Source organism: Streptomyces sp. NPDC006487, assembly GCF_042870555.1.
In the GTDB taxonomy this organism is placed as follows: Bacteria; Actinomycetota; Actinomycetes; order Streptomycetales; family Streptomycetaceae; genus Streptomyces.
The window spans coordinates 170,071-193,471 of the sequence record NZ_JBIAHN010000010.1 but is presented as its reverse complement, the minus strand read 5'-3'; the positions used below and the strand labels follow the sequence as shown (position 1 = coordinate 193,471).

The following is a 23,401-nucleotide window of genomic DNA, read 5'->3' as shown; positions in this document are numbered from 1 at the left end:
CTCAGCGCAGCTTGGGGTCGAGGGCGTCGCGCACCGCGTCGCCGAGCATGATGAACGCGAGCACGGTGATGCTGAGCGCGCCCGCCGGGTAGAGCAGCATGTGCGGGGCGTTGCGGATCTGTGAGGCGGCGTTGGAGATGTCGATGCCCCAGGAGACCGTCGGCGGGCGCAGGCCCACGCCGAGGAAGGACAGGGTGGCTTCCAGGGCGATGTAGGTGCCGAGCGCGATGGTGGCGACGACGATGACGGGCGCGATGGCGTTGGGCGCCACGTGCCGCAGCAGCATCCGGCCGTTGCCGGCGCCGAGCGCCCGCGCGGCCTGGACGTAGTCGTTCTGTTTGGCGGTGATGACCGAGCCGCGGGCGATGCGGGCCAGCTGGGGCCAGCCGAGCAGCACGATGAAGCCGACGACGGGCCAGACGGTGGTGCTGGTGACCACGGACAGGAAGACCAGGCCGCCGAGCACCACGGGGATGCCGAAGAAGATGTCGGCGACCCGGGAGAGCAGCGCGTCGCCCCAGCCGCCGAAGAACCCGGCGAGCCCGCCGAGCGCGGAGCCGAGGAGGGCGGCGCCGAGGGTGGCGCAGATGCCGACGGTGATGGAGGCGCGGGCCCCGTAGACGGTCCGGGTGTACACGTCGCAGCCCTGGGTGTCGTAGCCGAAGGGGTGGCCCGGGGAGGAGCCCTGCTGCGATTTGGACAGGTCGCACTGGAGCGGGTCCCCGCTGGCGATGAGCTGGGGCCAGATGGAGATGACCACGAGGAAGAGGATCAGCAGGGTGGAGACGAGGAAGACGGGGTTGCGGCGCAGCTGGTGCCAGGCGTCGGACCACAGGGAGCGGGCCTTCTCCTGGGGGCCTGCGGGGGCTCCCCCGAGTTCCTTCTCCAGGGACTCCCCCTCTTCCAGGGCGAGATCCATGGCCCCGCCCTGGCCGGTGGGGGCGATGGACTCGTGGGGGCCGGGCCCCAGCGGGTCGTAGGCGGCGCGCTCGGGATCGGGCTCAGGCATAACGGATCCTCGGGTCCAGGACCGCGTAGAGCAGGTCGACGAGCAGGTTCGCCAGCAAGAAGACGATCACGAGGATGGTCACGAAGCCGACCACCGTCGGGGAGTTGTTGCGCAGGATCCCCTGGTAGAGCTGGTAGCCGACGCCGTGGATGTTGAAGATCCGCTCGGTGACGATGGCTCCGCCCATCAGGGCGCCGATGTCGGTGCCGATGAAGGTGACCACGGGGATCAGCGAGTTGCGCAGCAGGTGGCGGGTGATGACCCGGCGTCTGGGCAGGCCCTTGGCCACGGCGGTGCGGACGTAGTCGGCCTTGACGTTCTCGGCGATGGAGGTCCGGGTGAGGCGGGTGACGTAGGCGAGGGAGACCAGTGCGAGCACGATGCCGGGCAGGATCAGCTCGCTGAACGGGGCGTCCGGGGAGACCGTGGGCCGTACCCAGCCCCACTTGACGCCGAAGACGTACTGGAGGAGGTAGCCGGTCACGAAGGTGGGCACCGAGATGACGACGAGGGTGAGCACCAGCACGCCGCTGTCGATGGACTTGCCGCGCTTGAGGCCGCTGATCACGCCGAGGGTGATGCCGACGACGATCTCGATGGCGATCGCGACGATGGTCAGGCGGAGGGTCACCGGGAAGGCCGAGGCCATGAGTTCGGTGACCTTCTGGCCGTTGAAGGCGGTGCCGAAGTCGCCCTGGAAGATCTGGCCCATGTAGTGGAGGTACTGCTTCCACAGGGGCTGGTCGAGGTAGAGGTCCTTGCGGATGCGCGCGGCGGTGGCGGGGTCGGGGGCCTTGTCTCCGAAGAGGGCGGCGACCGGGTCACCGAGCGCGTACACCATGAAGAAGATCAGGAACGTGCTGCCGATGAACACGGGGATCATCTGGAGCAGTCGCCGGATCACATAACGTCCCATGGACTGCTCCAGGTTCGATCCGAGGGCGGGTCAGCTGACCTTGATCTGGTCGTACACCGGAACGCTGAACTGGTTGAGCTTCACGTCCGAGACGCGCTCCCCGTAGCCCGCGCTGCCGTTCTGGTACCAGAGCGGGATCGACGGCATCTGCTCGGCGAGGATCTTCTCGGCGTCCTTGAAGAGGCCGGTCGCCTTGGCGGCGTCGCTCTCGCGGTTCGCCGCGTCGACGAGCTTGTCGAACTCCGGGTTGCTGAACTTGCCGTAGTTGGAGGACGCGCCGGTGTAGTAGAGCGGCTCCAGGAAGTTCTGGATCAGGGGGTAGTCGGCCTGCCAGCCGGAGCGGAACGGGCCTGTCAGCTTGAAGCTGCTCTGCTGGTTGCGGAAGTCGGCGAAGGTGCCGATCGGGTTCACCGTGCAGACCGGGCCCTCGCCGAGCGCGTTGTTGACGCTGTTGCAGACGGCGTCCATCCACTCGCGGTGCGAGCCGGTGTCCACGTTGGAGGTCAGCGAGACCTTCCCTCCGGGCAGGCCGCCGCCCTCCTGGATGAGCTTCTTGGCCTCGGTGGGGTTGAAGGAGCAGGCCTCGCCGCAGGCGGTGGCGGAGAACCCGCCCTTGTCGCCGAGGGCCGGGGAGGTCCAGTCCTTGGCCGGGGTACGGGTCTCGCGGAAGATCTGCTTGGTGATCTCGTCGCGGTTGATCGCCATCGAGATGCCGCGGCGGACCTTGTCCATGCCCTCCTTGCTCCACTGCGGGTCGTACAGCGGGAAGGTGAGGGTCTGGATGATGAGGGCCGGCTGGTTGATGTAGCGGTCGCCGAGGTCGTTCGCGACGTTCTTCAGCTGCTGCGCCGGGACGTCGTCGACCAGGTCGAGGTTGCCGGAGATCAGGTCGGTGTAGGCGGTGTTGTTGTCGGTGTAGACCTTCAGGTCCACTCCGCCGTTCACCGCCTTGTCCTCCCCCGTGTAGGCGTCCCACTTGCGCAGCTTCATGCCGGTGCCCTTGGTGTACGAGTCCACCGTGTACGGGCCGTTGCCGACGGGCTTCTTCAGCCAGGCCTCGTGGTCGGTGAAGAAGGCCTTGGGCAGGGGGGAGAACGCCTGGTAGCCGAGGGTCTCGGGCCAGGTGGAGAACTTCTCCTTGAGGGCGACCGTGAAGGTCTTGGGGTCCTTGACGACCAGGCCGGACATGGTCTTGGTCTTGGGGTCGCCCTTCTCGGGGTGAACGTCCGCGTAGCCGACGATGTCGGAGAAGAAGGGCGAGTTGTTCTGCTTCTTGGTGACGTCCGCGCCGTAGTTCCAGGCGTCCACGAAGGACTGCGCGGTGACCGGCTCGTCGTTGCTGAACTTCCAGCCGTCCTTCAGCGTGATCGTGAAGTTCTGGCTGTCGGTGGTCTCGATCTTCTCGGCGAGGAAGTTCTTCGCCTCACCGGTCTCGGGGTCGTACCGCTTGAGCCCCCGGAAGATCATGTCGAGGACCTTGCCGCCCTGGACCTCGTTGGTGTTGGCGGGCTCCAGCGGGTTCTGCGGGTCGCCCCACGAGGAGCTGACGATGCCGTCCGCGCCGCCTCCGCCGCTGTCGCTTCCGCCGCCGCAGGCGGTCGCCGCGAGGGCGACGGCCGCCGCACATGCGGCCCACTTGGCGTGGGTGGCTCCGCGCATGGAGTGCCTCCTACTGGATCCCAAGACTCACTTAGGGCCCAATGTCACCCTATGTGGGGTCCCGCACACTCCTCGTTGGACCGATTGCACCCTCGCGCCGCCCGCCTGTCACCCCTGCGAGTGCAAAGCGAGCTGCCAGGTGTTCACCGCGTAGTGCATCGTCATGCCGTGCGCCTCGTACAGCGCGAGCGCGCCGGTCTCGTTGGCCGTGTCCACGCCGAGCCCCACGACGGTCCGGCCGCGGGCGGCGTAGGCGGCGAATCCGTGGCGCAGCAGGAAGCCTCCGACACCCCGGCCGCGCACGGTCTCGGCGACGCCGATGTGGCTGAACCATCCCATGCTGGTGCGGTCGTCCCGGGTCAGCAGGACGCCTACGTCGCCTTCCCCGGGCAGTGCGGCGATCCACACGAGGGACCAGTCCAGGCCCCGGCCGTCGATGTGGTCGAGCCAGGGCTCGTACGGACGGTCCACGTGCCCGAAGTGCGCGGCGAAGGTCTGCTCGATCAGGGCGTGGGCGCGGCGGCGCTCGCTCTCGTCGCCGTCGCAGGGGCGAAGGGTGAGACCCGCGGGAGGGGCCGGGGGCGGGTCGGCCGGGTCCAGTGCACGGGTCATCACCTGGTAGCGGCGCACCGTGCGATAGCCGCGGCCGGACAGCAGGCCTACGTCGAGGGTCGGCCGGGCGTTGAGCTGGAGGCGCAGGACGGCGTCCGGAGCGCCGGCGGCCAGCTCGCGGGCCCGGACCTCCATCAGGTCCAGCAGCCGGACGGCGGCCGCGCCGTGTCCCGGCAGGACGTAGTGCTCGGAGTCGACGCGGCCGGGGCCGGAGTCGGCCCACACCAGGGCGTAGGCGAGGAGCCGGCCGCCTTCGAAGGCGAGCCAGGAGTCCTTCGCCAGGTCGACGTCGGGATGGTGCAGATCGGCTTCGACGGCGCCGAGGTCGGTTTCCGGGCGGCCGATCTCCAGCAGGTCGATGGCGTTGAGGAGAGCGCAGATGTCCTCGGCGTCTCCGGGCCCGGGGCGTACGGTCAGCATGTCGGTCATCAGATCACTGTCGGAGCCACCGGGGCGGGCCCGCAACCGGCTTTCCGTGCGCGGCGGTTGCGCGACGGCTGCGCGAACGGCGGAGCGCCCGCCGCCGGGGAGATCCGGTGACGGGCGCTCTGTGGTGTCGCCGCGGGAGGTCAGACGGCCAGGACGGCCTTCTCCTCCGCGAAGTGGCAGGCCGACTCGTGCGCGGCCAGCGACTTGACGCCCTGGAAGCGCTCCGGGATGGCGAGCAGCGGCTCCTCGACGGAGCACTTCTCCTCGGCCTTCCAGCAACGGGTGCGGAAGCGGCAGCCCGACGGCGGGTTGGCCGGCGAGGGGACGTCACCGGTGAGGATGATCCGCTCGCGGCCCTCGCGGGCGGCCGGGTCCGGCACCGGCACCGCGGAGAGCAGCGCCTGGGTGTACGGGTGGGTCGGGTGCTCGTAGATCTGCTCGTCGGTGCCGATCTCGGCCATCTTGCCGAGGTACATGACACCGACGCGGTCCGAGATGTGCCGGACGATCGACAGGTCGTGCGCGATGAAGATGTAGGAGAGGTTGAACTCCTCCTGCAGCTTCTCCATCAGGTTGATGACCTGGGCCTGCACCGATACGTCGAGCGCGGAGACCGGCTCGTCGCAGATGATGATCTCCGGGTTGAGCGCGAGGCCGCGGGCGATGCCGATGCGCTGGCGCTGGCCGCCGGAGAACTGGTGCGGGTACCGGTTGATGTACTCCGGGTTCAGACCGACGACGTCCAGGAGCTCCTGCACCTTGCGGCGCCGGTCGCCCTTGGGGGCCACCTCGGGGTGGATGTCGTAGGTCTCGCCGATGATGTCGCCGACCGTCATGCGCGGGTTCAGCGAGGTGTACGGGTCCTGGAACACCATCTGGATGTTGCGGCGGACGGCCTTCAGGGCGCGGCCGGACAGCTTGGTGATGTCCTGGCCCTTGTAGAAGACCTCGCCGGCGGTGGCGCGTTCCAGGTTCATCAGCAGCTTGGCGACGGTGGACTTGCCACAGCCGGACTCGCCGACGATGCCCAGGGTCTCGCCCTGGTACAGGTCGAACGAGATCCCGTCGACGGCCTTGACGGCGCCGACCTGCTTCTTGAACAGGATTCCCTGGGTCAGCGGGAAGTGCTTGACCAGGCCGCGGACCTGGAGGATCGGCTCCCGTGCGGGGGCGTTGGTGAGCTCAGCCATGGAGCTGCTCCTTCCAGAAGTGGCACGCGCTGTGACGGCCGGCCAGTTCGGTGCCGTCCTGCTCGCTGACGGGCTGCAGGGCGGGGACCTCCGACCGGCAGACGTCCTGCGCGGCGATGCAGCGCGGGCTGAACGAGCAGCCGGACGGCAGGCGCAGCAGGTTCGGCGGCAGGCCCTTGATCGCGAAGAGCTCCTGGCCCTTCTGGTCCAGGCGCGGGATCGAGTCCAGCAGGCCGCGGGTGTACGGGTGCGCCGGGCGCTTGTAGATCTCGTGGACCGGAGCGGTCTCGACGATCCGGCCGGCGTACATGACCGCGATCTTGTCCGCGACGTCGGCGACCACGCCGAGGTCGTGGGTGATCAGGATCAGGCCCATGTTGAGCTCGCGCTGGAGCTCCGCGAGGAGGTCCATGACCTGGGCCTGGACGGTGACGTCCAGGGCCGTGGTCGGCTCGTCCGCGATGATCAGGTCGGGCTCCAGCGCGATCGCCATGGCGATCATGATGCGCTGGCGCATACCGCCGGAGAAGTGGTGCGGGTAGTCGTCGACCCGCTGCTTCGCCGCCGGGATCTTGACCTTCTCCATCAGCTCGATGGCCTTGAGCCGGGCGTCCTTCTTCGACATGCCCTCGTGGACGCGGAACATCTCGCCCAGCTGGTAGCCGACGGTGAGCACCGGGTTCAGGGAGGACAGGGCGTCCTGGAAGATCATGGCGATCTTCCGGCCGCGCAGCTTGCGCCGCTCCTCGAAGCTCATCTTGAGCATGTCCTGGCCGCGGAAGAGGATCTCGCCCTGCGGGATCTTGCCGGGGGGCATGTCGAGGATGCCCATGATGGCCTGGGCCGTCACGGACTTGCCGGAGCCGGACTCGCCGAGCACGGCGAGGGTCTCGCCGGCGCTCACGCTGTAGTTGACGCCGTTGACTGCCTTGGCCACACCGTCGCGGGTGTGGAACTCGACGTGCAGGTCGCGCACCTCGAGGAGCGGCGTCTGCGGGTCCCCGTCACGCGGGGAGGGAAGGCTGGAGGTGTTGTCCATGGTGATCACTTACGCCCTCCTCAGCGCAGCTTGGGGTCGAGGGCGTTGCGGACCGCTTCGCCGAGCATGATGAAGGCGAGGACGGTGATGCTGAGCATGATCGAGGGGTACAGCAGGATGTGCTGGGCCACTCGGATCTGCGAAGCACCGGCGGAGATGTCCACGCCCCACGAGATGGTCGGCGACGCGAGGCCGAGACCCAGGTAGGACAGGGTGGCCTCCGCCGCGATGTATCCGCCGAGCGCGATCGTGGAGACCACGATCACCGGGGCCATGGCGTTCGGCAGGATGTGCCGGAACAGGATCCGGGTGGTGCCTGCGCCCAGCGCCTTGGCGGCGTGCACGTAGTCCGCCTGCTTCACGGTGATGACCGCTCCGCGCATGACGCGGTTGATCTGCGTCCAGCCGAGGAAGGCCAGGGCGAAGACGACCGTCCACACGGTGCGGTCGGTGAAGGCCTGGAGGACGACCATCGCGCCGAGCAGGAACGGGATGCCGAAGAAGATGTCGGTGACGCGCGACATGATCGCGTCGGTCACGCCGCCGAAGTAGCCGGCGATCATGCCGGTGATGCCGCCGAGCACGGTGACGATCGCGGTCACGGAGATCGCGACGATGACCGAGGCGCGGGTGCCGTAGACGAGGCGCGCGTAGACGCTGCGTCCCTGGCCGTCCCAGCCGAGCCACTCGGGAGAGCCGACCTTGCCCAGTTCCGGCTTGCCGAGGAAGTGGTGGACCAGGTCGCCCTTGGTGGGGTCGATGCTGGTGAACCAGCCCGGGAAGGCGGCGATCACGAGGAGCACGAAGATCAGCGCCGAGGAAATGACGAAGTACGGGTTGCGACGCAGGTCGGCCCAGGCGTCGCCCCAGAGGCTGCGGGCCTTCTCGGCCTTCACCGGCTCCACCGGGGCGCCGGGCGCCGCCGAGGTCTCGGCCGCCACGATGTCGGTCTTGGTCAGATCAGGCATACCGGATCCTCGGGTCCATGACCGCGTAGAGGAGGTCGACGAGCAGGCTGGCTATCAGGTAGACCACGACGAGGACGGTGACGACACCGACCACGGTCTGGCCTTCGCGGCGGACGACCGATTCGTAGATCAGACCGCCGACGCCGTGGACGTTGAAGATGCCTTCGGTGACGAGGGCACCGCCCATCAGGGCGCCGATGTCGGTGCCGAGGAACGTGACCACGGGGATCATCGAGTTGCGCATGAGGTGCACACCGATGACGCGGCGCTTGGGCAGGCCCTTGGCCACGGCGGTGCGGACGTAGTCCGCGCGCAGGTTCTCGGCCATCGAGGTGCGGGTCAGGCGGGCCACGTAGGCGAGCGAGAGCGAGCCCAGCACGATGGCCGGCGCGAGCAGTTCGCCCCAGGTCTCGTCGTTGCTGACGTTCGGCTCGATCCAGCCGAGCTGGAAGGCGAACACCGACTTGACGATGAAGCCGAGGACGAACACCGGCATCGAGATGATCAGCAGGGTGAGGACGAGGATCAGGTTGTCGGCCCACTTGCCGGCCTTGAGACCGGCGACGATCCCGAGGGCCAGGCCCAGGACGATCTCGATCGCGAAGGCCAGGAAGGCCAGGCGCAGGGTGACCGGGAACGCGGCCCCGACCACTTCGGTGATCTCACGTCCACTGCGGATCTGGGATCCGAAGTCGAAGTGGAACAGGATGCCGGTGATGTAGTTCCAGTACTGCTGCCAAAGCGGCAGGTCCAGACCGTGCTGGTGACGCAGGGCGGCCAGCGTTGCGGGGTCGGTGCCCTTGTCCCCGAAGAGTCCGGCCACGGGGTCGCCGGGCAGGCTGTACACCATCAAAAAGATGAGCAGGGTCGTCCCGAAGAAGACCGGGATCATCTGGAGCAGTCGTCGTGCGACATAGCGCCCCATCATGCCTCCGTAGAAGATGCGGCAGGCGCAGCCGGACGGGCCCTTTCGCCACGCACGCGCGTGACGGTTCCGTCACTGCGTCGCGAAAGGGCCCCCCGGGCGCTGCATGTAGGCCCGGATGTGGGCCGGCTCCCCGCCGGCCCACATCCGTCGAAAGGAATTACGCGGTAGGACTTACTTCTTCTTGACCTCGACCTGGTCGAGGATCGGGTCGCCGTCCTGGGCGTACTTCACGTTCTGGACCTTCTCGGAGTAGCCCGCGTTGACCTTGTAGTACCAGAGCGGGATGGAAGGCATGTAGTTGACGAGTTCCTTCTCGATGGCCTGGTAGGCCTTCACGGACTCGTCGAGGGTCGCGGCGCTGTCGGCCGCGGCGATCTTGGCGTCGAGCTCGGGGCTGCTGAAGCCACCCTGGTTGCCGCCGGCGCCCGTACGGAACAGGTCGCTGATGAAGTTGGCGTTCACCGGGTAGTCGAGGACCCAGCCGGAGCGGTAGATCGACTTGACCTGCTTGGACTTGCGGGCCTGGAGGTCGGCCTGGAAGTCCGGCTTGGCGTCACCGGTGCACTTGACGCCGGTGGCCGAGGTGATGCTGCCGCAGACGGCCTCGACCCATTCCTTGTGACCGCCATCCGAGTTGAACTGGATGAAGATCTCGTTGTTCGGGACGCCGCCGCCCTCGGCGATGAGGGCCTTGGCCTTCGCCGGGTCGAACTTGGTGACGTCACCGGAACCGGTCGGCGTGTAGCCGAGGACGCCCTTGGCGACCCAGCCGGTCGCCGGCTCACGGGTGCCCTGGAGCACGGTCTTGGTGATGGTGTCGCGGTCGATCGCCATCGACAGGCCCTGGATGACCTTCGGGTCGACCTTCTTCGGGGTCTTCCACTGGTCGGCGTAGTACGCGATGGCCAGCGTCTGGACGGCGGAGTACGCCTGGTCCACGGCGCGGTCACCGAGGTCGGCACGGTAGACCGGGAGGTCCTTCGGGCTGATCTGACGCAGGACGTCGACGTTGCCCGACTTCAGGTCCTCGTAGGCGGTCTCGAGGGTGGTGTAGTTCTTGAGAATCACACCACCGTTCTTCGCCTTGTCCGCGCCCTTGTAGTCGTCGAAGCGCGTGAGCTCGATCTGCTTCTTGTGCTCCCACGACTTGAACTTGTACGGGCCGTTGCCGACCGGCTTCTCACCGGCGGCCGCGGGGTCCGCGTAGAACGAGGCGGGCAGCGGGGAGAAGACCTCGTAGCCGAGCTTGTACGCGAAGTACGGCACCGCGTTGGCGAGCTCGATGGTGAAGGTGTTCTCGTCGACGATCTTCAGACCCTCGAGAGCGTCACCGGTGGGCTTGGCGCCCTCGGCCTCGGGGTGCAGGGCCTCGAAGCCCTTGATGTCGGCGAACCAGGACGCGTTGCCCTGCTTGTTGTTGATGTTCGCGGCCCAGTTCCACGCCTTGACGTAGGACTCGGCGGTCACCTTGGTGCCGTCGTGGAAGGTCCAGCCCGGCTTCAGCTTGACGGTCCACAGCTTGCTGTCCGTCGTCGTGACCGACTCGGCGTTCACGTTGACGATCTTGCCGTCGGCGTCGTAGTCGACGAGCTGGGCGAACAGGCCCGACATCGCGATCGAGCCGTTGGACTCCATCGTGTCGGCCGGCTGGAGAAGCTTCTCCGGCTCGCCAACCTCGATCGAGTAGATGCCGTTCGGGTCAACCTCACCCTTGGCGCCGGCTTCCTTGCCATCGCCGCCGCCACAGGCAGTCGCTGCCAGGGCGACGACAATCGCGCCCGCTACCCACTTGGCGCTCTTGGCACCGCGCATGGGTTTCCTCCTCATGAGTCCACTGTCTGATGTGAAGGACACAGGTGTGCTTCGCCGACACCCCTGACGGCGATAGGACCGGTGTCCCGAGTGTGCTCGTGAGTCGACGCTCCCCACAGCGTGTGACCCATTGACCCGAGCTCAATGGAGCCATCCTCAGGGACTGCCTGACCGTAAACCACACTTAAGTGGTCTCGTTTTCACAACATCGCACTACGGCTAAAACCCGAAATCCGGACAAACGGATAGGAGACAGACATGAACGAAACGGACTGTTAGCTCTTCTTCCGGAGTGTCACGGTCGGTATGCGGACACCGGACCGAAACAATCCGCTTGACAAAAGCGAACAGCCCCCTTCGTCACGGTGTACGTGACGGAGGGGGCTGTTCACTGAAGCCCGTACCGGGCAGGACCCAGGTGTGACCTAGGTCCTACGCGACTACTTGCCGGACTTGGCGCGCGACGCGGTGCGCGAGCGGTCCTTCTGGTCCAGGACGACCTTGCGGATGCGGACGGCCTCCGGGGTCACCTCGACGCATTCGTCGTCGCGGCAGAACTCCAGGGACTGCTCCAGGGAGAGCTTGCGCGGGGGCACCACGTTCTCCGTGTTGTCCGCGGAAGCCGCACGCATGTTGGTGAGCTTCTTCTCCTTGGTGATGTTCACGTCCATGTCGTCGGCGCGGGAGTTCTCGCCGACGATCATGCCCTCGTACACCTCGGTGCCGGGCTCGGTGAACAGGACACCGCGCTCCTGCAGGTTGATCATCGCGAACGGCGTGACCGAACCCGAGCGGTCGGCGACCAGCGAACCGTTGTTGCGGGTCACCAGCGGGCCGAACCACGGCTCCAGGCCCTCGTGGATCGAGTGGGCGATGCCCGTGCCGCGCGTACCGGTCAGGAACTCGGTACGGAAGCCGATGAGGCCGCGCGACGGGACGACGAACTCCATGCGGACCCAGCCGGAGCCGTGGTTCGACATGTTGTCCATGCGGCCCTTGCGGACGCCCATGAGCTGCGTGACCGCGCCCATGTGCTCCTCGGGGACGTCGACGGTCATGCGCTCGACCGGCTCGTGCACCTTGCCGTTGATCTCCTGCGTGACCACCTGCGGCTTGCCGATGGTCAGCTCGAAGCCCTCGCGGCGCATCTGCTCGACCAGGATGGCGAGCGCGAGCTCACCACGGCCCTGGACCTCCCAGGCGTCGGGACGCTCGGTCTCCAGGACGCGGAGCGAGACGTTACCGACCAGCTCGCGGTCCAGACGGTCCTTGACCTGGCGGGCGGTGACCTTGCGGTCCTTGACCGCGGACTTGGCGTCCGCGCCCTTGCCGCTGCCGCCGCGGCCGACCATCGGGGAGGTGTTCGTACCGATGGTCATGGAGATCGCCGGCTCGTCGACCGAGATCAGCGGAAGCGCGATCGGGTTCTCCGGGTCGGCCAGGGTCTCGCCGATCATGATGTCGGGGAAACCGGCGACCGCGCAGATGTCACCCGGGCCCGCCACCTCGGCCGGCTTGCGGGTGAGCGCCTCGGTCATCATCAGCTCGGTGATGCGGACGTTGGAGATGGTGCCGTCACGCTTGATCCACGCGACGGTCTGGCCCTTGCGGAGCTCGCCCTGCTCGACGCGCACCAGCGCGATGCGGCCGAGGAAGTTGTCCGCGTCCAGGTTGGTGACGTGGGCCTGAAGGGGGGCCTCCTCGTCGTACACCGGGGCCGGGACGTGCGCCAGGATGGTGGAGAAGAAGGGCTCCAGGCTGTCGCTGTCCGCGGGGACGGTGCCGTCCTCCGGCTTGGTCAGCGAGGCCACGCCGTCACGGCCACAGGCGTAGACGATCGGGAACTCGATCTGCTCCTCGTCGGCGTCCAGGTCGAGGAAGAGGTCGTACGTCTCGTTGACGACCTCGTCGATCCGGGAGTCCGGACGGTCCGTCTTGTTGATGCAGAGGATGACCGGCATCTTCGCCTGCAGGGCCTTGCGCAGGACGAAGCGGGTCTGGGGCAGGGGACCCTCGGAGGCGTCCACCAGCAGGACGACCGCGTCCACCATCGACAGACCGCGCTCGACCTCACCACCGAAGTCGGCGTGGCCGGGGGTGTCGATGATGTTGATCGTGATCGGGGCCGACCCGTCCTTCGGGTGGTACTTCACCGCCGTGTTCTTGGCGAGGATCGTGATGCCCTTCTCACGCTCCAGGTCGTTCGAGTCCATCATGCGGTCGTCGAGGTGCTGGTGGGCGGCGAAGGCACCGGCCTGCTTGAGCATGGCATCGACGATGGTCGTCTTGCCATGGTCGACGTGGGCGACGATGGCGACGTTACGGATGTCGTGGCGCGTGGGCACTTCGGCGCTTCTCCCGGGATCGTGGATGGCGACGCGTACGGTCCGGCACGCGCGCCTCGACCGGGCGGAAAACCTGCCACGGCCTTACCCCATCGTACGTCGGCTGGCGGGAACCGCCTGCCGGGGGGTCTGTCAAGAGGCCGGACGACTGAGCAAAGCGGGGTCCTGGGTGGGGGGACCCGACCATGGGTGGAGCCGGTAAACACGCGGGTCAACGGGTACGTACGACCTTGCCCGCCGGGCGAACCGGCGGGCAAGGGACTTGAGTCACATCTGAGCTTGAGACCTTCGAATCAACCCCGGATGCACCGCTTCGTCATCAGTTCTTCTTGTCGCTCTTCTTCGCCGCGGCCGTCTTCTTCCAGCCGATGTCCTGGTAGCGCGGGGCTCCGAGGCCGAAGGCGCCCGCGTTGGTGAGTCCGGGCTTCACGGCGACCAGCTCGGGGCGCTGGTAGAGCGGGATGGACCCGGCCGTCGCCCAGATCCGGGCGTCCGCCTTGCGCATCAGCTCGCGGGCGGCCGCCTCGTCCAGCTCGCCGAGCGCCTGGTCGAAGAGCTGGTCGATGTGGTCGGTGCCGACCCGGGTGTAGTTCTGTTCGACCAGCAGCGAGCCGTCGGCGGCCGGCTCCGGCTTGGCGAAGATGGGCCGGGCGTCGGTGGCCGGGTAGGCGGTCGCGGGCCACGAGTACAGCGCCAGGTCGTACTGACCCGAGGCGATGTGGTCCTTGAAGAAGCTCTCGTCGGCCACCTTGGTCAGCTCGGTCTGCACGCCGACCTTCTGGAGCATCTGCGAGATCCGCTCGCCGACCGTGCGCAGCGCCTCCGACCCGGGGCCGGCCGGCAGGACGAAGCGCAGGGTGAGCGGCTTGCCGTCCTTGGCGAGCACGTTGCCGGAGGTGCGTACGGCCTGCTTGGCGGGGGCGGGGGCGGCGCTCGCCTGGACCTCCGCCGGTTCGGCGGCGGCTTCGGCGTCCAGGGCCGGGCTGCGCTTGCCGTCGTCCACAGCATCGGCCTGGGCCTCGGCCTGGGTGCGCAGGGACTGCTCCTGGAGGGCCGCGAACGGGGCCGGTGCGAGCACCGGGGAGGGGCGGTTCTGCCCGCCCTCCGCGAAGGCGTCGGCGTCCACGATCTCGCCGTCCTGGGCGGGGCGGCCGTACCGGCCTTCGGGCACGTCCGTGCCGGCCGGGTCCTCGGGGCCTTCGGGACGGTCGTCGGGGTGGGCGGCGCGCAGGGCGGCGGCTCCGGCGCGGGCGGCGTCGCCGGGCTTGCCGTCGTCCTGGCCGACGATGTAGAGGCCGTCGTTCCCGGTGCCCGGGCCCGATGCCGGGACCGCCGGGGTCTTGGAGTCGTCCGTCCCCTTGGCGGCCTCGGAGCCCGCCTTCGCGCCCGCCGGCTCGGTGATCTTGCCGCCCCGGCGCCAGCCGGCGTCCGCGAGCAGGGCCTGCGAGGCCTGGGTGTCCTGGCCGCCGAGGGCGTCGCTGTTGTCGGCGTACGCCTGCTGCCCGGCCAGCGCGAGGTGGCTGCCCACCGGCTTCGCGGGCAGGTCCAGGGGCTTGAGGACGATGTCGGCGAGCGCCTGGCGGTCCAGGGCGCGGGCCACGGCGCGGCGTACCCGCTCGTCGGCGAGCGGGCCGCTCGCGCCGTTCATCGCGAGCTGCGTGTAGGCGGGCTCCAGGGACTTGCGAACGGTGAATCCGCGCAGGGCGCTCTGCTCCTCGGCGTACCGCTTCACCGACTCCGCGTGCTTCTGGCGGGTGGCCTGCGCCTCCTTGGCCTTGTCCTCGTCCGCTCCGAAGGCGAGCGCCCACGACAGGGTGGCCTGGGCGGCCGTCACCGAGGCGGCCGGGCCGTGGGCCCCGTCGGCCTTGGCGGCCGCGCGGCGGGCCAGGGCGATCCGGTCGGCCCCGGTGCGGTCGATCTCCGCCAGGTCGAGCTTGCCGGCGGCCAGCGCGGCCGGGCGTTCGGAGCGGGGCACCGCGGTGAGGACCAGGGTGTCCAGCTTGGCGGGGCTGCCCCACCAGCGCGGGTTGCGGGTCAGCGAGGCCGTACCGGTCTTCTTGTCGATGGCGCCCAGGCCGAACGGTCCCGCGGTGACCTTCAGGGCGCCCCGGGCCCCTTCGTTGAAGCTCTCCGGGGTGCCGGTGACCTGCTTGGGATAGAGGGGGCTGAAGAGGGAGCGCCAGTCGGCGTACGGCCTGACGAAGGTGACCTTGACCTCCAGGTCCGTCTTGCCGCGCTCGATCTTCTCGATCCGGTCGTAGCCGGCGTTGCGCGCCGTCCAGTACGCGGAGTCCTTGCCGTTCAGGGCCCGCCACTGGGCGACGAAGTCGGCGGCGCCGATCTCGCGGCCGTCGCTCCAGACCGCCTGCTGGTTGAGCTTGTAGAGGACGACCTGCTTGGGCTCCCGCTCGACGACCTCGGCCTTCTCCAGGTAGTCGGGGTTGGCCACCGGCCGCCCCTTGCCGTCCAGCACGAACAGCTGGGGCAGTACCGCCCCGGCGATCCGGTTGGTGGTGGCGTCCGCATCGGCCTGGAAGGCATTGAGGGTCCCCGGCATGGAGTCCACGGCCCACCGCAGCACCCCGCCGTCGGCGACCTTGTCGCGGGTGGCGGCCGCGATGTCCTGCCCCGCGGCGGCCGGGCCGCCCTCGTCTTCACCCGCGCCGCAGCCCGCGAGCAGCGGCAGTGCAAGAACTCCCGAGGTCAGGAGCGCCAAGGACCTGCGCCTTCTCTGGGACATGGGTGGTACCTCCGGGACGGGGCGTGGGGGAGCCGTGAAAGGGGATGTTTTGATCACGTTCGGCGGTATATGGAGCTGATCACACTGGGTGCCGAAACCCACTGAAATCGACACCCCGCCACACCCGCCGCAGCCGACCCCCGCCACGCCGCGAACCCCACCCGTGCGGACCAATCCGGCTTGCTTTCCGGGCGGGCGTTCCCCCGTAAGAGGGACGGAAACGGGGGCAGGGAGGGCGCACGGTTCAGGCCTGCGCGCCCGCAATCGCTGCACGTCCCTTCACAACGGGGGACGGGAGGCGCGACACTCGCAGGCGCACATGAGCGTTGCCACCGCACGTCAGCGGAAGTGAGGGCAAATCATGTCCCTGCAAGACGATGTGACCGCCGTACGGCGCAACCTGAACGAGCTGGTCCGCTCGGTGGAGCAGCTGGAGCGGGACGTCGCGAACACGGCCCGTCAGGCACCGGCCGCCCCCCGGCCCCCCGGCGAGGGCGCCATGGTCAGCGTCCCCGACACCCCGTACGACAGTGCGCTGTGGACGGACGTCGACGACGAAGGCGTCGGCGCCCGCGACCGCCGCGCTCCCTGACCCGCCTCGCCCGCGACCCGCCCCTCCCGCACACCCCACCCGCCCCACCGGATCCGGTCACCCGCAGCGACGGGCGGACGGGCCTCTTGGGCACCCCTCATCACTCCACCCGGAGTCCCTCTTGGCCACAGGCACCCAACCATCCCCACAGCGGCCCGGCGGCGTCCACGACGCCTCGCGGGCCGCGATCGAGGCCCGGCACCTGCGGACCGACCGGTGGTGGCTCTCCCCCGCCGGCACCGCGGCCGGGCTGCTCGCCTTCATCGTGTACTCGACCTGGCGGGCCTTCGCCAACGCCGACTACTACGCGGCGCCGTACGTCTCGCCCTTCTACTCCCCGTGTCTCGCGGAGAACTGCGAGGAGATGCGCGGAGGCCCGAACCTCGACCTCCTCGGCAGCTGGTGGGGCCTGTCCCCCGCGCTGCTGATCCTGGTCTTCCCGCTCGGCTTCCGGCTGACCTGCTACTACTACCGCAAGGCCTACTACCGGGGCTTCTGGGCCTCGCCACCGGCCTGCGCCGTCGCCGAGCCGCACGGCTCGTACAGCGGCGAGACCCGCTTCCCGCTGATCTTCCAGAACATGCACCGGTACTTCTTCTACGCGGCGCTGCCGGTCGCGGGCATCCTCACGTACGACACCGTGCTGACCTTCCGCGACGAGAACTACGCGTGGGGCCACATGGGCCTCGGAACCCTGCTGTTCCTGCTCAACATCGGGCTGATCTGGGCGTACACGCTGTCCTGCCACTCCTGCCGGCACATCATGGGCGGCCGCCTCAGGCACTTCTCCAAGCACCCGGTCCGCTACCGCCTGTGGGGCTGGATCAGCCGCCTCAACTCCCGTCACATGCAGCTGGCGTGGGCCTCGCTGATCAGCGTGGCCCTGTGCGACTTCTACGTGTACCTGCTGGCCAGCGGCGCCTTCACCGACCCGAGGATCTTCTAGATGACCCAAGTGGAACGGCAGCAGTGGGACGTGGTCGTGGTCGGCGCGGGCGGCGCCGGCCTGCGGGCCGCCATCGAGGCGCGCGAGCGGGGCTCCCGCACGGCCGTGATCTGCAAGTCCCTCTTCGGCAAGGCCCACACCGTGATGGCGGAGGGCGGCATCGCCGCCTCCATGGGCAACGTCAACGAGGGCGACAACTGGCAGGTGCACTTCCGCGACACCATGCGCGGCGGGAAGTTCCTGAACCAGTGGCGGATGGCGGAGCTGCACGCCAAGGAGGCCCCGGACCGGGTCTGGGAGCTGGAGACCTGGGGCGCGCTCTTCGACCGCACGCCCGACGGGAAGATCTCGCAGCGCAACTTCGGCGGGCACGAGTACCCGCGGCTCGCCCACGTCGGCGACCGGACCGGGCTGGAGCTGATCCGCACCCTCCAGCAGAAGATCGTCCAGCTCCAGCAGGAGGACTTCAAGGAGTACGGGGACTACGAGGCCCGGCTCAAGGTCTTCCAGGAGTGCACGGTCACCCGCGTGTTGAAAGACAGCAGTCTGAAGGACGGGGAGAGGGTCTCGGGCACCTTCTGCTACGAGCGCGAGACCGGGCGGTTCTTCGTCCTGGAGGCCCCGGCGGTGGTGCTCGCCACGGGCGGGATCGGGAAGTCCTTCAAGACCACTTCCAACTCCTGGGAGTACACCGGCGACGGCCACGCGCTGGCCCTGCTCGCCGGGGCCCCGCTGCTGAACATGGAGTTCGTGCAGTTCCACCCGACCGGCATGGTCTGGCCGCCCTCGGTGAAGGGGATCCTCGTCACCGAGTCGGTGCGCGGCGACGGCGGGGTGCTGCGCAACAGCGAGGGCAAGCGGTTCATGTTCGATTACATCCCGGACGTCTTCAAGGAGAAGTACGCGCAGTCCGAGGAGGAGGGCGACCGCTGGTACGAGGACCCGGACCACAACCGGCGCCCGCCCGAGCTGCTCCCCCGCGACGAGGTGGCCCGCGCCATCAACTCCGAGGTCAAGGCCGGGCGCGGTTCCCCGCACGGCGGGGTGTTCCTCGACGTGTCCACCCGGATGCCGGCCGAGAAGATCAAGCGGCGGCTCCCGTCGATGTACCACCAGTTCAAGGAGCTGGCGGACGTGGACATCACCGCCGAGCCGATGGAGGTCGGCCCGACCTGTCACTACGTGATGGGCGGCATCGCGGTCGAGTCCGATACGGCCGCCACCCTCGGGGTGCCGGGCCTGTTCGCCGCCGGTGAGGTCGCGGGCGGGATGCACGGCTCGAACCGGCTCGGCGGGAACTCCCTCTCCGACCTGCTGGTCTTCGGCCGCCGCGCGGGACTGCACGCCGCCGAGTACGCGGCGCGCGACGCCCCGGCCGTGGGCGGGCGGCCCGAGGTGTCCCAGGCGCAGATCGACGCGGCGGCCGCGGAGGCGCTGGCCCCGTTCCATGCCGCCGAGGGCGCGGAGAACCCGTACACACTGCACCAGGAGCTCCAGACGGCCATGAACGACCTCGTCGGGATCATCCGCCGCGAGGGCGAGATGGCCCAGGCACTGGAGAAGCTCGCGGCCCTGCGCGTACGGGCCTCCCGGGCCGGGGTCGAGGGGCACCGGCAGTTCAACCCGGGCTGGCACCTCGCCCTGGACCTGCGCAACATGCTGCTGGTCAGCGAATGCGTGGCCCGCGCCGCCCTGGAACGCACCGAGAGCCGGGGCGGGCACACCCGCGAGGACTGCCCGGCGATGGAGCGGTCCTGGCGGCCCGTGAACCTGCTGTGCCGGCCCGTCGACCCCGCGCCCTCGGATCCGGCCGCGGACCGGATCGAGCTGACCCGGGTGCGCACCGATCCCATCCGATCCGACCTGCTCGCGCTCTTCGAGAAGGAAGAGCTGGTCAAGTACCTCGCCGAAGAGGAGCTCTACGAGTGAGTAGCTACGATGCCGCGTTCCGGATCTGGCGGGGCGACGCGGAGGGCGGTGAGCTGCGCGATTTCACCGTGGAGGTGCACGACGGGGAGGTGGTCCTGGACATCGTCCACCGGCTCCAGGCCACCCAGGCCTCCGACCTCGCGGTGCGGTGGAACTGCAAGGCGGGCAAGTGCGGTTCGTGCAGCGCGGAGGTCAACGGACGGCCGCGGCTGATGTGCATGACGCGCATGTCGACCTTTTCCCGCCAGGAGACGATCACCGTGACCCCGCTGCGCGCCTTCCCGGTCGTTCGCGACCTGGTGACGGACGTGTCCTTCAACTACCAGAAGGCGCGCGAGGTGCCCGCCTTCGTGCCGCCCGCCGGGGTGGCGCCGGGCGAGTACCGGATGCAGCAGATCGACGTGGAGCGCTCGCAGGAGTTCCGCAAGTGCATCGAGTGCTTCCTGTGCCAGGACACCTGCCACGTGGTGCGTGACCACGAGGAGAACAAGGTGGCCTTCGCCGGTCCGCGCTTCCTGATGCGGGTGGCGGAGCTGGACATGCACCCGCTGGACGCGGCGGCCGAGGCGGGCCTGGACCGCAAGCGCACGGCGCAGGAGGAGCACGGGCTCGGCTACTGCAACATCACCAAGTGCTGCACGGAGGTCTGCCCCGAGGGCATCAAGATCACCGACAATGCCCTGATCCCGCTGAAGGAGCGGGCCGTGGACCGCAAGTACGACCCGCTGGTGTGGCTGGGGAACAAGATCGGCCGTCGCTCCGGTCAATAGCCGCCCCCAATCGTTCACTCGGCAGGACAGAATGCCCCCTGAGCAACGTCGTTGACGTGACGTCAGGGGGCATTCGCGGTGCGGGTGGGGGATGAGCTGGCGGGCCGGTACCGCCTCGAGCAGCGGCTCGGCCGGGGCGGCATGGGCGAGGTGTGGCGCGCGCACGACACGGCGCTGGACCGGGCCGTGGCGGTCAAGCTGGTGCTGGAGGCGATGGCGAGCGAGCAGGTGGTCGTACGCTTCCGGCGCGAGGCCACCATCGGGGCGCGGCTCCAGCACCCCGGCATCACGGTCGTGCACGACGTGGGCCAGGAGGACGGACAGCTCTTCATCGTGATGGAGCTCCTCGTGGGCGAGGACCTGGCCGCCACGCTGTCCCGGTCACCGGGCGGGCTGCCGGTGGAGTCCGCGCTGGAGCTGGCCGCCCAGACCGCCGAGGCCCTCGCCGTCGCGCACGAACAGGGCGTCGTCCACAGGGACCTGAAGCCGGCCAACCTCTTCCTGCTGCCCGACGGCCGGCTGAAGATCTGCGACTTCGGCATCGCACACTCCGCCGACGCCACGGCCGGCTGGACGGTCACCGGCGGATGGCTCGGAACCGCCCCCTACATGGCCCCCGAGCAGTGGCGCGGTGAACACGTCGACGCGCGGTGCGATCTGTACGCCCTGGGGTGCGTGCTGTACGCCCTGCTGATCGGGCATCCGCCCTTCGGCCAGGCCGGGGGGAACCTCGCGCTCCTGCGCCGGCACCTCGAGGACCCGCCGCTCCCGCTGCGCGAGGCCGGGGTGCCGGTCGCGCCGGAGGTGGACCGGCTGGTGCTGCACCTCCTGGCCAAGGCCCCGGCGGACCGGCCGGAGTCGGCGGCCACGGTGGCGAAGGCGCTGCGGGGGCTGGCGGGGCCCTCTCCCGCGGCTTCCGCGGCCCGGCCGGAGCCGGCCCCCCGTGCGCCGGCCGATCCCCCGCACTCGTCCGCTCCGGGGGCCCAGGCCACCCCGGCTGCCCCGGCTGACGCTCCTGCCGCCTCGTCCGGGCCGGTGTCCGCGTCCGCTGCCGGGACGGAGGCGGTTCCCGCCGCCGTACGGGAGTTGGTACGGGAGTTGCTGCGGGACGCCGAGAGCGCCCTCGGGGGCACCCCGCCGGGCGACGGGTCGCGCGTCGAGGTGCTCGCCGTCGCCGCCGACGCCGCGGCCCGCTTCGACGCGGAGCTCGCCGGCCGGCTGCTGGCCGAGGCAGAGCTCGCGGCGTGGAGCGAGTGCGCCCATCAGGACGATTCGCTGCCCGCGTGGGCCGACGGGGCCCAGGTGGCCCGGCGGCTGACCGATCTGGCCGCGGCCACCGCCGCGCACGCCCCGGCGCGGGCGCGGCGGCTGCTGACGGACGCGCAGCAGGCGCTGTTCACCGTGCCTGCGGCCGGCCGCGCGGGCCCGCTGGGAGCCGTGGCCCAACAGCTGGCCGGGCTCGCGCCCGAACAGGCCGCACGGATCGCCGAGTACCACTTCTCGGGAGGTCCGGCCGGGAAGCGGCTGCACGCCCGCATCGACACGGCTCTCGCGGCGGCCGATCCCGTCGAGGCCGAGCTCCGGCTGGCCGCCATCGCGGATCCCGCCCTGCGCGGGGCCGCCACCTACGACCTGGTGCTGGCCGTCGCCCCCGGCGACCTGGCGGCGGCCCTGCGCCTCAGCGAACGGATCGGCTCCGCCGGGGGCCGGCTGCTGGCGCTGTGCCAGGTGGCGCACGACCGCGCCGAAGCCGGGGACGCGGTGGCCGGGGCCGTGGCCCTGGAGCAGGCCGAGGAAGAGCTGCCCCGGTTCCTGGAGGAGCGGGCGGCCTGGCTGCGCGAGGAGTCGGCGCACCACACCGAGCAGGGGCGGCTCGTCCAGGCAGAACGGCTGCGCACCCGGGCCGCGAACCTGCTGGGCCGCCACCCGCGGACGGCCGACGACGAGAAGGCCGGGCACGCGCTGGACTCACTGGCGCGGGCCCGGGCCGCCGTCGAGCAGGTCTCCCGTCCCCCGCTCGCCCCCGAAGCGGCACGGGAGCGCGCGGACCTGGCCCGGAGCTTGCCCGAGGCGGCGGACCGGGCCCGCGCGCTGGCCCGTATCGCCCGGGAGTGCGTGGCGACGGGCCGAGCACCCTGGCTCGCGGAGCTCTCGGCCGACCCGGGGAGCCCGCCACCGCCCGGGACGGCGGTCCTGGGCGTACCGGACACGGTGAGCGTGATCGCGCACGGGGAGGGCCTCTTCGCCATCCAGTCCAACCCGTCCTTCTACGGGCCCGGCCGGACCATCTCCGCGGCCGCCCGGTCCCTCTCCATCGGGTCTGGCCGGCCCGTTGCCGACCCCTCCGCCGACTCGGTCCCCGTGCCGCCCGCGCGCCGGCCCTCTCCCGGGGTGCGGGCGTGGCAAACGGGCGCGGTACCGGAGACCCTGCACGCCGCCGGCGCCCATGTGGTGTGGCAGGCGGGCACGGAGGTGGGCTGCGTAAGGACCGACGCCGGCCTGACCCGCTGGACGGCCCACGCCGACGAGGGCGCGGCCGCACCGCCGCTGCCCGGGACCGACCCGGTGGCGGTGTCCGCCCTGGCGGACACCGCCACGGTCTACGTCCAGGTGAAGCGGCGCGGCGCGCACGAAGTGAGGCTGCTGGCGCGCGAGCCGCGCGACGGGCGAGTGCGGTGGTGGCGGGACCTGCCCGGCGGATCACTGATGCGGGCGCTCGGGCCGGTGCTCGTGCACGGAGGTTGGGGCGTCGTGACCGGAGTGGCGGCGATGACGGGCGAGACCCTGTGGCAGCGCTCGACAACGATGGGCGGCGGGGTGGTGGCGGACACGGGAGACGGCCTGGTCATCACCGACGGTGAATACCTGTGCGCACTGGATCCGACCACCGGACGGTCGCCGTGGGCCCAGCTCCGGGGCGGGGAGGCCTTCGAGCGCACCCCACTGGGGCTCGTGCACGTGCTGGACGGCAGGGTCGTACGGGCCCTGGACCGCGGCACGGGTCTGGAAGTGTGGCAGGTCAACCTGTACGAAGACCCGGACCCCAGCCGCGCATGGCCCGTCGTGCTCGTCGGGCACGGCACGGTCTTCGCGTCCGTCCGCCGGCGGAGCGGGTACGACGTGGTCTACGCGCTCGACGCCGAGACAGGGACACGGCGCTGGCAAGCCCCTCTCGAACTGCTGGGCCTGCGGCCCGGCGGGCTGTACGTCAACGTGCCCCTCGGCCGTCGGCGCGGACTGCTGAACCGCTCGACGGGTCCCTCCATCGCGGTTCTCGACCCGATGACGGGCAAGATCCGCCGACGGTGGGAGCACCCGCACATCACGGCCGGCGGCAGCGTCCTGGCCGGCGACCACCTCGTCCTCTCCCGCCCGGAGCTCACGGCGTACGGCCTGCCGTAGCCGGGCCGGTGGCCTCCGGGTGCGGGGGCACTGAACCACCCATACCCTCCGAAATGTGACTCCGCCGAAGAGCAGGACGAAGAGACGCACGAAGAGCCGCACCGCCCCCGGGATA

The 23,401-nt window shown here is 69.9% G+C and carries 16 protein-coding genes; 5 read left to right on the top strand and 11 right to left on the bottom strand.

Annotated features, from left to right (window positions below):
* Position 1 precedes the first annotated feature (1 nt).
* From ACFYM0_RS19150 to ACFYM0_RS19100, 11 genes are all read right to left on the bottom strand, one after another.
* Positions 2 to 1,009 (bottom strand): ABC transporter permease, encoded by a 1,008-nt coding sequence (locus ACFYM0_RS19150; protein ID WP_388502721.1) that lies wholly within the window; start codon positions 1,007 to 1,009, stop codon positions 2 to 4.
* Entirely contained in the window at positions 1,002 to 1,925 is a 924-nt protein-coding gene (locus ACFYM0_RS19145) for an ABC transporter permease (RefSeq protein ID WP_327254786.1), read from the bottom strand. The genes ACFYM0_RS19150 and ACFYM0_RS19145 overlap by 8 nt, the downstream gene beginning before the upstream one ends.
* A gap of 30 nt (positions 1,926 to 1,955) precedes the next feature.
* The gene (locus tag ACFYM0_RS19140) at positions 1,956 to 3,584 is read right to left on the bottom strand and encodes an ABC transporter substrate-binding protein (RefSeq protein ID WP_388502718.1); all 1,629 of its coding nucleotides are present in this window, start codon (positions 3,582 to 3,584) and stop codon (positions 1,956 to 1,958) included.
* 108 nt (positions 3,585 to 3,692) lie between these two features.
* Complete coding sequence (locus tag ACFYM0_RS19135) at positions 3,693 to 4,625, bottom strand: GNAT family N-acetyltransferase (protein ID WP_388502715.1); 933 nt, start codon at positions 4,623 to 4,625, stop codon at positions 3,693 to 3,695.
* A gap of 140 nt (positions 4,626 to 4,765) precedes the next feature.
* The gene (locus ACFYM0_RS19130) at positions 4,766 to 5,815 is read right to left on the bottom strand and encodes an ABC transporter ATP-binding protein (RefSeq protein WP_388502712.1); all 1,050 of its coding nucleotides are present in this window, start codon (positions 5,813 to 5,815) and stop codon (positions 4,766 to 4,768) included.
* On the bottom strand, positions 5,808 to 6,854 hold the full coding sequence (locus tag ACFYM0_RS19125; protein ID WP_388503038.1) for an ABC transporter ATP-binding protein: 1,047 nt from the start codon (positions 6,852 to 6,854) through the stop codon (positions 5,808 to 5,810). Before ACFYM0_RS19125 ends, ACFYM0_RS19130 begins: the two co-directional genes overlap by 8 nt.
* A gap of 20 nt (positions 6,855 to 6,874) precedes the next feature.
* Positions 6,875 to 7,822, bottom strand: coding sequence for an ABC transporter permease (locus ACFYM0_RS19120; RefSeq protein ID WP_388502710.1), 948 nt, complete (start codon positions 7,820 to 7,822; stop codon positions 6,875 to 6,877).
* Positions 7,815 to 8,747 (bottom strand): ABC transporter permease, encoded by a 933-nt coding sequence (locus ACFYM0_RS19115; protein WP_327257651.1) that lies wholly within the window; start codon positions 8,745 to 8,747, stop codon positions 7,815 to 7,817. The genes ACFYM0_RS19120 and ACFYM0_RS19115 overlap by 8 nt, the downstream gene beginning before the upstream one ends.
* 174 nt (positions 8,748 to 8,921) lie before the next feature.
* The gene (locus tag ACFYM0_RS19110) at positions 8,922 to 10,562 is read right to left on the bottom strand and encodes an ABC transporter substrate-binding protein (RefSeq protein WP_388502707.1); all 1,641 of its coding nucleotides are present in this window, start codon (positions 10,560 to 10,562) and stop codon (positions 8,922 to 8,924) included.
* 440 nt (positions 10,563 to 11,002) lie between these two features.
* Positions 11,003 to 12,907: a translational GTPase TypA gene (gene typA, locus ACFYM0_RS19105; protein ID WP_388502705.1), complete on the bottom strand. Its 1,905-nt coding sequence runs from the start codon at positions 12,905 to 12,907 to the stop codon at positions 11,003 to 11,005.
* Between the two features lie 319 nt (positions 12,908 to 13,226).
* Positions 13,227 to 15,647 carry an ABC transporter family substrate-binding protein gene (locus ACFYM0_RS19100; RefSeq protein ID WP_388502702.1) on the bottom strand — a complete coding sequence of 807 codons (2,421 nt, stop codon included), beginning with the start codon at positions 15,645 to 15,647 and terminating at the stop codon, positions 13,227 to 13,229.
* Between the two features lie 361 nt (positions 15,648 to 16,008).
* Here ACFYM0_RS19100 and ACFYM0_RS19095 point away from each other — a divergent pair, with 361 nt between their 5' ends.
* The 5 genes from ACFYM0_RS19095 (at position 16,009) to ACFYM0_RS19075 (ending at position 23,286) form a co-directional block, all read left to right on the top strand.
* Positions 16,009 to 16,239: a hypothetical protein gene (locus ACFYM0_RS19095; RefSeq protein ID WP_388502699.1), complete on the top strand. Its 231-nt coding sequence runs from the start codon at positions 16,009 to 16,011 to the stop codon at positions 16,237 to 16,239.
* 121 nt (positions 16,240 to 16,360) lie between these two features.
* The gene (locus tag ACFYM0_RS19090) at positions 16,361 to 17,185 is read left to right on the top strand and encodes a hypothetical protein (protein ID WP_388502696.1); all 825 of its coding nucleotides are present in this window, start codon (positions 16,361 to 16,363) and stop codon (positions 17,183 to 17,185) included.
* The gene (locus tag ACFYM0_RS19085) at positions 17,186 to 19,114 is read left to right on the top strand and encodes a fumarate reductase/succinate dehydrogenase flavoprotein subunit (RefSeq protein ID WP_388502694.1); all 1,929 of its coding nucleotides are present in this window, start codon (positions 17,186 to 17,188) and stop codon (positions 19,112 to 19,114) included.
* Positions 19,111 to 19,884, top strand: coding sequence for a succinate dehydrogenase/fumarate reductase iron-sulfur subunit (locus ACFYM0_RS19080; RefSeq protein ID WP_388502691.1), 774 nt, complete (start codon positions 19,111 to 19,113; stop codon positions 19,882 to 19,884). Before ACFYM0_RS19085 ends, ACFYM0_RS19080 begins: the two co-directional genes overlap by 4 nt.
* A gap of 78 nt (positions 19,885 to 19,962) precedes the next feature.
* A complete protein-coding gene (locus ACFYM0_RS19075; protein WP_388502690.1) occupies positions 19,963 to 23,286 on the top strand; it encodes a protein kinase in 3,324 nt (1,107 codons plus the stop codon).
* Positions 23,287 to 23,401 lie beyond the last annotated feature (115 nt).